At 39.7% G+C, this 8,826-nt stretch carries 11 protein-coding genes and 3 pseudogenes; 7 read left to right on the top strand and 7 right to left on the bottom strand.

Annotated elements, in window-relative coordinates; translation table 11 throughout:
- Window positions 1-81, top strand: a pseudogene (locus ACWPOD_RS23455) (integrase); the annotation flags it as partial.
- A 32-nt stretch (window positions 82-113) separates the two neighbouring features.
- On the opposite strand, the gene ACWPOD_RS23450 reads toward ACWPOD_RS23455, so the two are convergent.
- The gene (locus ACWPOD_RS23450) at window positions 114-848 is read right to left on the bottom strand and encodes a DUF2971 domain-containing protein (protein WP_456232296.1); all 735 of its coding nucleotides are present in this window, start codon (window positions 846-848) and stop codon (window positions 114-116) included.
- Between the two features lie 194 nt (window positions 849-1,042).
- A complete protein-coding gene (locus tag ACWPOD_RS23445) occupies window positions 1,043-1,348 on the bottom strand; it encodes a hypothetical protein (protein WP_456232295.1) in 306 nt (101 codons plus the stop codon).
- A gap of 600 nt (window positions 1,349-1,948) precedes the next feature.
- On the opposite strand from ACWPOD_RS23445, the gene ACWPOD_RS23440 reads away from it, so the two are divergent.
- The gene (locus ACWPOD_RS23440; protein WP_395220775.1) at window positions 1,949-2,596 is read left to right on the top strand and encodes a tetratricopeptide repeat protein; all 648 of its coding nucleotides are present in this window, start codon (window positions 1,949-1,951) and stop codon (window positions 2,594-2,596) included.
- A gap of 295 nt (window positions 2,597-2,891) precedes the next feature.
- Here the strand turns inward: ACWPOD_RS23440 and ACWPOD_RS23435 are convergent, their stop codons facing one another.
- Complete coding sequence (locus tag ACWPOD_RS23435; protein ID WP_104975178.1) at window positions 2,892-3,293, bottom strand: DUF1413 domain-containing protein; 402 nt, start codon at window positions 3,291-3,293, stop codon at window positions 2,892-2,894.
- 467 nt (window positions 3,294-3,760) lie between these two features.
- On the opposite strand from ACWPOD_RS23435, the gene ACWPOD_RS23430 reads away from it, so the two are divergent.
- Together ACWPOD_RS23430 and ACWPOD_RS23425 are read left to right on the top strand one after the other, a co-directional pair.
- Window positions 3,761-4,201: a hypothetical protein gene (locus ACWPOD_RS23430; protein ID WP_104975177.1), complete on the top strand. Its 441-nt coding sequence runs from the start codon at window positions 3,761-3,763 to the stop codon at window positions 4,199-4,201.
- A gap of 423 nt (window positions 4,202-4,624) precedes the next feature.
- Window positions 4,625-4,843, top strand: a complete 219-nt coding sequence (locus tag ACWPOD_RS23425; RefSeq protein WP_265572084.1) for a hypothetical protein — start codon at window positions 4,625-4,627, stop codon at window positions 4,841-4,843.
- A gap of 313 nt (window positions 4,844-5,156) precedes the next feature.
- Here ACWPOD_RS23425 and ACWPOD_RS23420 read toward each other — a convergent pair whose 3' ends face one another.
- Complete coding sequence (locus ACWPOD_RS23420; RefSeq protein WP_169608780.1) at window positions 5,157-6,347, bottom strand: hypothetical protein; 1,191 nt, start codon at window positions 6,345-6,347, stop codon at window positions 5,157-5,159.
- Between the two features lie 428 nt (window positions 6,348-6,775).
- On the opposite strand from ACWPOD_RS23420, the gene ACWPOD_RS23415 reads away from it, so the two are divergent.
- On the top strand, window positions 6,776-7,051 hold the full coding sequence (locus ACWPOD_RS23415; RefSeq protein WP_425597799.1) for a GNAT family N-acetyltransferase: 276 nt from the start codon (window positions 6,776-6,778) through the stop codon (window positions 7,049-7,051).
- Window positions 7,052-7,078: 27 nt separating this feature from the next.
- Window positions 7,079-7,534 carry a PaaI family thioesterase gene (locus tag ACWPOD_RS23410; protein ID WP_282150484.1) on the top strand — a complete coding sequence of 152 codons (456 nt, stop codon included), beginning with the start codon at window positions 7,079-7,081 and terminating at the stop codon, window positions 7,532-7,534.
- 44 nt (window positions 7,535-7,578) lie between these two features.
- Here ACWPOD_RS23410 and ACWPOD_RS23405 read toward each other — a convergent pair.
- Window positions 7,579-7,848, bottom strand: a pseudogene (locus tag ACWPOD_RS23405) (transposase); the annotation flags it as partial.
- A 207-nt stretch (window positions 7,849-8,055) separates the two neighbouring features.
- Here ACWPOD_RS23405 and gloA point away from each other — a divergent pair.
- Window positions 8,056-8,463 carry a lactoylglutathione lyase gene (gene gloA / locus ACWPOD_RS23400; protein ID WP_282150483.1) on the top strand — a complete coding sequence of 136 codons (408 nt, stop codon included), beginning with the start codon at window positions 8,056-8,058 and terminating at the stop codon, window positions 8,461-8,463.
- A 10-nt stretch (window positions 8,464-8,473) separates the two neighbouring features.
- On the opposite strand, the gene ACWPOD_RS23395 is transcribed toward gloA, so the two are convergent.
- Entirely contained in the window at window positions 8,474-8,629 is a 156-nt protein-coding gene (locus ACWPOD_RS23395; protein ID WP_456232294.1) for a hypothetical protein, read from the bottom strand.
- Between the two features lie 12 nt (window positions 8,630-8,641).
- A pseudogene (locus ACWPOD_RS23390) lies at window positions 8,642-8,826 on the bottom strand (IS5/IS1182 family transposase); the annotation flags it as partial.

Below are 8,826 nucleotides of genomic sequence, written 5' to 3'. Positions count from 1 at the left end.
GCTAAGTTAGAAAGTACGATTGAATACCTTGGTGTTGAGATTGAAGATGCGCTGAGGATTTCGGAGAGTTGTGAGACGTGAGAGATCTTCTCAACACTGCTACTAGTGCTTGATCAGCATTGCTTAAAGTGAACTCCAAATTTATCACTGTACTGGTATCCCATAAAATATTGTATTGTAGGGTCAGCGATAACGTTCTTAACTAATGTGATATCCGACTCATCAACTTTGCATCCAAAGTATACCGCTTTCAAAGGTGCGGGCCATGGGTGTAACTTATTACCGTCCTCAACAATATGTCGCCACTCTTGCTCATACCTCCAATGCTTTGATTTTGAATAAAGTATACGTCGTTTACTTGCGAGAGCATCAGTTTTATCAATTAAGGCCTTTGTATTTAAGGTCGGGTGACTATCGATGTAGTTAACAGGGTTACAGCTTTTTGAATCACCTAACGCTGAATCCGGACGACGCTGAAACTCTAAACACATTCCTTTATGGTCTGCCGCATAATGAGACCACATTAAAAGGTTTTCATTACTATCAGCTAATGACAGTATTCCAAGCTCTTCAATCCCCTTACGAAACTCTTCTAAGTGTCCATCAAGTGATACTTTTTTCTTAGCGATCGCACTACTCATATCCTCGTCAAAAACATACTGGAGTTTTTGAGAATCGGTTTCCTGTACATATGCAAATTTTTCGCCCTTTACAGAAAATCGAGTATCGAACGGGTCATTAAAACCTGCTGGCTTTGAGTACCACATTCTCTGTTGAGAAAGTGCACTTAATTGATTCTTACCGATAGGGCAGTATTTAAACAGGGATGTAACGTCTGGATGCTTCACTAATTCTTCATCTTAGTCGATTACGGTAAATTGAAATGATGCTACTTGATTGCTCTGATGAACAGAGGCGCGAGTGAAAAATGTGATTAATGACTGAGTTGCTTTTGTCCCGATCAGTGCCGAACACCCTGAATCTGGAAGTAAAATTAAGTCAAGATAGCTTCGATAACAATCAGAAAGGTCGCCTTTATAGTTCATAGTGACTTTTCTATAGCCAATGCCATTTTTTTAATAGCTGTTCCGTCCAAACCTAGAGTATTTCTATTCAGGTTAGCTTCGCTCATGCTGCCTATATGCTTTAGCCAAGCACGATGATAATTGACTGATCTTTTAATCGTGCTAATGCGAGATTTCTGCGTCTTTATCGAAGTCCAGCTCTTATGAGTTGTATCAACGTGCAGATAGTAAAGATACGAAACGAAGAAACTAGCGCCAATAGTGGTAAGTTGGTCACCACCTTCAAAGGAAAATATGTGTCTCCCTGAATTTGCATGCTTCATGCGTTTATCTCCTTGTATCAATCTGGTAATAGCATTACCAAAATAGCTTTAATAAATGAAGTTACGACTTTATTTCATCAGGTCGTATTCCGTTACATACGGTTTTCATCATATCTTGGTTATGTTGAACGCATATTTATCGTAGAACAAACATTCATCTAATGTCATCCATGATTTTCAACGTTGATTGGGTTAAACACACTACAGCGGTTGTATCCCTGAGTGGGCTTAAAAACTGTGACGTAAAACAAATCTGGACAGAAACGTGTTAGCTGACCACAAGAGATCCTCCTGTTGAAACATGTACAAATGAGCCTTTCTTCACTGATTTGCACATTTCTCCATATGGGGCATTTCGACGCTTACGAAAGCTAAAATCTGTCACAAACTTTCAAAATCATTAATACATAGAAATGAATAGCTAGGTACTAAAAAACGCGCCTGAGCGCGTTTTAGGGGCTGGAAGAGCCGCTTTTATGGCCAAACTTCGCTATTTAAGATATTGGGCATAATGAACACCGTTTTTGTAAAGGCTATTTGATGTTAGGATGTTTTAATCCATTTATTACTTAGTTTTATTCTCGTTGGGTTGTTGTAAATATGAAGAAAATTTTATTTTTTTTGGTTTGGTGGTCGCTGTCGCTTAATGTGGTAGCTAGTGAGTTTGAAGAACTCAATAAGCTAGCCGCACAAGGCGATTTAGATGCTCAATATAAGCTTGGGTTGATGTACGCCCTCAGAGATGGCGTGCCTGAATATGAACAAGAGGCGGCGAAGTGGTTTCGCAAAGCCGCTGAGCAAGGCAATTCAGATGCTCAATATATTCTTGGGTCGATGTACGCCCTCGGTAAGGGCGTGCCTGAAAATGACCAAGAGGTGGAGAAGTGGTTTCGCAAAGCCGCTGAGCAAGGCAATTTAGATGCTCAATTAAAGCTTGGGTTGATGTACGCTGACGGTAAGGGCGTGCCTGAAAATGACCAAGAGGCGGTTAAGTGGCTTCGCAAAGCCGCTGAGCAAGGCAATTCAGATGCTCAGTTTAATCTTGGGGTGATGTACGCTATCGGTGAGGGCATACTTGAAAATTATGTTTTAGGTTATATGTGGATATCCCTTGCTAAATATAATGGGCATAAGAGGGGAAATGAGTTCCTTGAAAATCTTTCTGGATTAATGAGTAATCAAGATGTAGGCAAGGCTCAAAACATATCTCTTCGCTGTTTGGAATCTAATTACAAAGATTGCCATTAAAATTTGTGACCACCGATTTGCAGATGCCGAAAGTTGATGCCTTTGGTTTTACACGTTTGGTTAACTAAGCCAGCAACAGTTAAAAAATTAACCTATTTGTCGCTCTCTAAACGAGTTTGGGGCATAGGCGTGCTAGCGCGATCGCAGCCAGCATGCCATTGGACATTTTCGTTTTAGCGAAAAGGCTAATTTAGCAAAGCATGAATTATTAAAAGTATGGAAAAAGTCGCTTACGTGAGTGTGCAGTATCATTAATAGCTCAGCATAATCGACGTGTGAGCACATACAACTGCTCTTAATTTAAATCTGGTTTTACACCTTTATCTGTTCGCTTATAAATAGCTTTATTCTCAATTGTTTTATGCGATAAAATGCCAATTTCTAATGACTCAAGCTCTTTCCTGAAGTAGCGGCCAAATGCACGAGGACTCTCCACCTGAGACCATGCATCACCAAGTAAATCAGTAAGAGAGAACTCGCTCCCTTCCTCTAACATAAATGCATTATGCAATGCGCTGTTCATTAATCTACTTTGTTCCATTTTTTTATCCTCATCTTCCTTTTTATCTAAAAATTTCACCTGATTTTTAAGAGATACATTTAGTGCATCCTCGATAGATACTCCTAGCTTATCTGCAATTAACGTAGCGTTAGACAAATCTTCGTTTTTAAACCTAATAAGTAATTCAATAGTCATAAAACACCCCTAGAGGTCAAACTAAAACCGAACAAAAGAAATAGAAGTGAAACAGAAGTGATTTCTAATTCAATTGTATACCTTTCGAATTATATTACCTCAATTTAAATAAACTTTCAAGCTGCTTAAAAGTTACTTGTAATTATCTTCTATGTTTAAAATTAATCATAGAAGGTACATTTTCCTCACGACATATGCTTTAGAAGTTCATATCGAATGAGCAGGTTCGTCGATGATCTAAAAAGATTTTGTTCAAAAGTGTTTCAGCACGAGTTAAGCTAGAAAACTTCAGCTTAATGCAAGCAAATGAATATGATTGTAGTGGTAAAGCCGCTAAGCTCTTCTGGAGCCTATATGCCTAAAGGCTCAATAACTCCGTCGAAGATCAATCGAATGGCTACCGTAATAGTATTGATTAACAGCTTTATAGCGACTCAGTAGACAATAAACAAAAAGATGATAACGCGATGATTAGCAAAATATTAGGAATCTTCAAAAAGAAAGCCACTATCGGAGATGTATCAGCAGAGCTGAAGCCCCTACTGGCATCTGACGTTGCTGCGCTTCAGCAAAAATTTAACTCAGGACTGAGCACCAACGATGGTGTATATCTGAATTATTCTGGTGCCATAACAGCCGCGAGCGTCGCATATGTTGCGCTCAGAGGATACCAGATAGCAGGTCGACAGCTAACAAATAGCGAAGTGGCTACCTTGTGTTTGGATATATTCGGCCACTCCGAGTTAGCGGCTGAAGCTATTAGTATGTGCATGTCAGGAAACAAGCTCAGCACGGATAGTGAAATGGATCTAGCGCACAATGCTGCCACCAGTCAGTCTGACTTCTTGTTTGCCTCTGCGATGAGGTGTAATGAAAGTATGGCTAATATGTTTAAAGAACCCGAGTAAAAGGTCACTGCTTTTTGCTTGTTGGTCGAAATCTACCCATGAGCGAGATATTCATCGTTCGTATGGCAATGCGTCTCCACTTCTCAAGGTGCAAACTTTGGACAAAACTGCTCATCATCGATCTGAAATATCTGGTTCACTTTATGCGGCATTTTTCGCTATACATGCAAAACACGAACAACCTCTTAACTACTCGCTCCGAAAGAGCCTTAGTGCAATTACTACTCAATTACGGAACTAATAGCTGAGTTTATGATAACTGTAGTTATAGTAAGAACCAGAATTACGCTGCGCTCATATTGCCAAATCTGTAAGAGCTTGAGTATATACAAAATATTAGGCATTTTAGAACGCTGCTTAACACAAGCAAATGAAAAAATTGACTATTAATATGAATCGTCATTTGTATTTAAGGGGGTTAAAATGAAGTTTCTTAAGTTTATCATTTCACTGCCAATTGTGATCATTTTGCTTGGGCTTCAGCTATTTTTTTTGCCATACGCTATTGTGGCTAAAAAAAGAGAACATTGGCCAGGAGCGAAATTGCCAACAGTCATGTTTATATTAAATTTAGCGTTTGGCTGGACAATAGTTGGTTGGCTGATTCTGTTGGTTATAGCTCAAGCTTTACCGAAAATGTAATTTTACTGAAGGTGTTGGCGACTACAATCTCTAACTCGAAATGTCCACAAGTGAGAAGAAACTACAAACAAACTAGCTTAACCATGCAGGCGGAAATAACTCGTTCAAAACATCGTTTATTGAACACTTTTTGGAGATTATGCGCATCGGCGCAGCGCAGTTTGTTATTAGCTTGCTGGTAACCATTAACCAAAGTAATGTAATTTCAGTGGAACTGGTTTGCCACTGAGTAATTACTTTAACACCGAATGGGGCATACATGTTTTAGAGTGGATGTTCTAAGGCGCTTTTGTCCCAAATCGTAGCTTAAACATCACTTATAGAAAACAAAGGACGCACCATCTAGCAACGTGCCTCCAATTCTTAGCAAGTGGGTCTCGCCATGCCTCTCAAGGGCTATGAGGTTCTGCTCCAAAAATAGCTTGTCCAAAGAGGTTCGTTTCAATAGTTCCATAATATCGAGGGAAATAGATAACGTTTTTTCTGCCTGTTTTCCAATAATGGTGATTTGGCTCGAATTGTCAGCTCGCTCTATTTTTTTAACTTCTACATAGCCCAGATGCTTGATGATTAGCGATGAGGCACTGACTTCTTCTCTGCCATGTGGTTTGAAGGATTGTGACTTTTGATAGTTTATTGATGTGTTGACAATGGTTATGTAGTAATTTTTTGAACTTTTAGCAATTCTATACCAAGCAGAGGTAGTATCCTGTTCAGCCTTGCATAATTTATTAACAAGCTTGGCACTATCTTCGATGAGTTTATATTCTTGACCATCAATATTCATGGTGAATATCCATCGGCTTTCTTCTTTTTGGGTGGAAAAACTTATATTCTTGTTTTTTTGGCTTATTAGACGTTGTATTGGCTCTTTTACATCTAACTCTCGAGGTGCTGGCTTAATGTATTGCTGGCGAGTATCCCGCTTCACTCTACCGAACATTATCCAGTCAAATAGACCACATGTAATTGCTATTTCTGCTTTGCTCTCCCCTACAGGGCGGCCATACAACAATAAAGATTCTATACTTTTGCGTTTAAACTGTTTTTGCCTCATCAACGCTGGCTTAATATCAATTTCAAATGTATCACGGCTATCATCAGCTTCAGCCAGTACTGTATATCCTTCTTGAACATCAGAGCTTACTATGTTTTTGATGAGAAGAGGTTTCCAGCCGCCATTCTCTAATATCGGTTTTGTATTTTTCTTTGACTGTAGAGATGTCATCGAAACCGTGCATGGATGTTTCGGCCAAGGTGGCCCTAGAGAGTCAAAAAACACTCGTGCACCATTTGGGTGTTCGTAGTAGTAGACGCTAGCACCGCACTTTGGACAATTCGCGTTAGGTATAGTAAATGCTTTAGATGCACCGTAATAAGCATTAGTAGAAACAAAGCCTTTAGGCCGTTTGGGTTTAACTACGTTGGCTTTGTTAACATCAATTTGCTTTCCATTCTTAATCGGCACTATACGACCATCAATTGTTCTGAATACAGTGGACATTGTTATCTTAAGCCTATGACATTCTAGTAAAAACAGAGTAACTAAGATTCCGCGAGCAATTTTTATCTTAAATCACAGTTAATAAAAAAATCTTTGAAGGGGCACTTGCTACCTTTCCGACAGTCTGAACTAGTGATTTAAAACTTTAAGACTAACTCGCTTCTGTCCCGAAGTGACTCAATATCATTTTCAGCATATCTCCAGGCACCGATTCCCAATTACTCACCTTTAACGAATAATTACGCAACCACATGTATTTTTTCACATGAATTTTATTGGGGGAAATTTGGAGCCAGAACGACAAGTAATTTAATGAGCGAAAATCACAATGGGGCATTTTAGTATGATACTTTAATACTAAGTATGAATCTTTATTACTCTCTCACAATTTGGACGATCAAACGGGACGATAAAATCCATATGTTGCCATTGATGGTGAAGATCTTGGGCATAATCGAGCACATTTACGATGGTTCATTGTGGACGAATCTTTGAGAGGTTTCGGACTAGGTAAACAGCTTCTCAATTCTGCATTAGCTTTTGCCGATGCTCAGGGTTTCGTCCAAATCAACTTATGGACTTTCTCAGGGCTTAATGCAGCTCGATATCTTTACGAAAGTCAGGGCTTTACATTGGTGGAAGAGAAACTAGGCTCAAAATGGGGTATAGAAGTCTTGGAGCAACGCTTCACCAGGTGCCTATAAACGTGAATAAATATTTAAGGAGTCTCAATGACAGCTACAAAAGAAGAAGTTATCGCTTTCATGAAATCGGAGTTTCCACAAAGTAAATGCGTTGTGGAAGCAGTGAGCAACGGTAGAGCGACTGTATCTCATCATGTAGGTCAGGATGAATTACGTCCTGGCGGAACGGTTTCGGGGCCTGTTTTAATGAGTGTGGCTGATGTGGCACTTTATGTGGCGATACTTGGTAAAATTGGCATCGTGCCATTGGCAGTAACAACTAGCCTTAACATCAACTTCTTACGTAAGCCATCGGCAAATGAGCGAATCATTGCGGAATGTTCTCTGATAAAAGTCGGCCGTACTCTCGTGGTTGGGGAGGTTTCTCTGTACTCTGAGGGGGTGAGTGATTTAGTAGCACATGTTGTGGGTACATACTCTATACCGCCCTATACATCGATACGAAGTGAGAATATTAAAACAATTAACTCTCTGAAAGCTTGACTCCGTTTAAAAGAAAAAAGGCAGTTATTTGAGGGGAAGATTAGTGGGCAAACCAAGGGGACATTTGCCAGTTTAAATACGGAGTCGGTGATGCCTTGTAACGCTCTTAAAGGTAAAGAGAAGATACGTTTCACCATGAGTGCTGTCGTAATAGCAAGATCGCTAAACTGTCGTGGATGCCCCCGTTTGTACTGCTTTGATTGCTTCCACTGATTTATCGACTCTTCGTCAATCCAAAATGTAAGCGAGCCACGTTTAATCAGAGAGTTATTGTACTGATGCCAGTTAGTGGTTTTGTAGCGAGGTTTTGGCATGGAATCGTCGTTAGCGATTGAATGTTACTGATCTGATCGTAAGATTCTGATTTAGTTCACTCGAATTCGGCAATAAAGCCGCATGGACTTTGCGATTTGTCTCAATGCTACTGTACAAGCAATCGAAATAACTTATAATCCATTTCTGATAATTTTAACGCGCAGCCTTATACCACACTGCGTTATTGGAATTGTGCGAATTTAAAGATGCTAAAAGTGCGCTTATTACACACAATGCTTCGCGTTGCTGATTTAGACAAATCAATTGAGTTTTATACGCAGGTATTAGGTATGAAAGAGCTGCGTCGTGCAGACAACGAAGAGTACCGCTACACCCTTGCTTTTGTCGGTTATGGTGATGAAAAAAATTCGACAGTGCTTGAGCTTACTTATAACTGGGATACAGACAGCTATGATTTAGGTAATGCATACGGTCATATTGCTATTGAGTTTGATGATATTTATAAAGCTTGCGAAGACATTAAAGCTGCTGGCGGTAATGTGAGTCGTGAGCCGGGTCCTGTTAAAGGCGGCACAACTGAAATCGCGTTTGTTAAAGACCCAGATGGTTATGCTATTGAGTTAATTCAGAAAAAAGATAACAACACTTTTTGATTGATAGTGGCTATTTCAGCAATTGCTGAGATAGCCACTTTGCGAGTACTTTTTCCAGTTCAGTAAAATTAATTGGCTTTGCGATATGGTCGCTGATACCAATTTTTGAACTTCTTTCGATGTCGGCTTTGTTGCTTAATTCGATGAGAAGACATGGTAGTCCCATGTTGTTCAGTTCTTAAACAACATACTGAGTTTCAGGCATACCTAGCCCTGTAAGCTTGTTCAGCGCTTTGATCATAGCGTAAGTCTCACCAACTTGAGCGTTGTAGCCCCTCAGGCTTAATTTCCCACCTAACAACTGTTTTACCCGATACATTGCTGTCTCTGAGAGTGAGCGCTTATGATAACCATACCGCTTTT

This window comes from Vibrio sp. JZG120 (assembly GCF_053890955.1).
The sequence above is the reverse complement of the archived record's forward strand: the minus strand, read 5'-3'. Positions and strand labels throughout refer to the sequence as shown.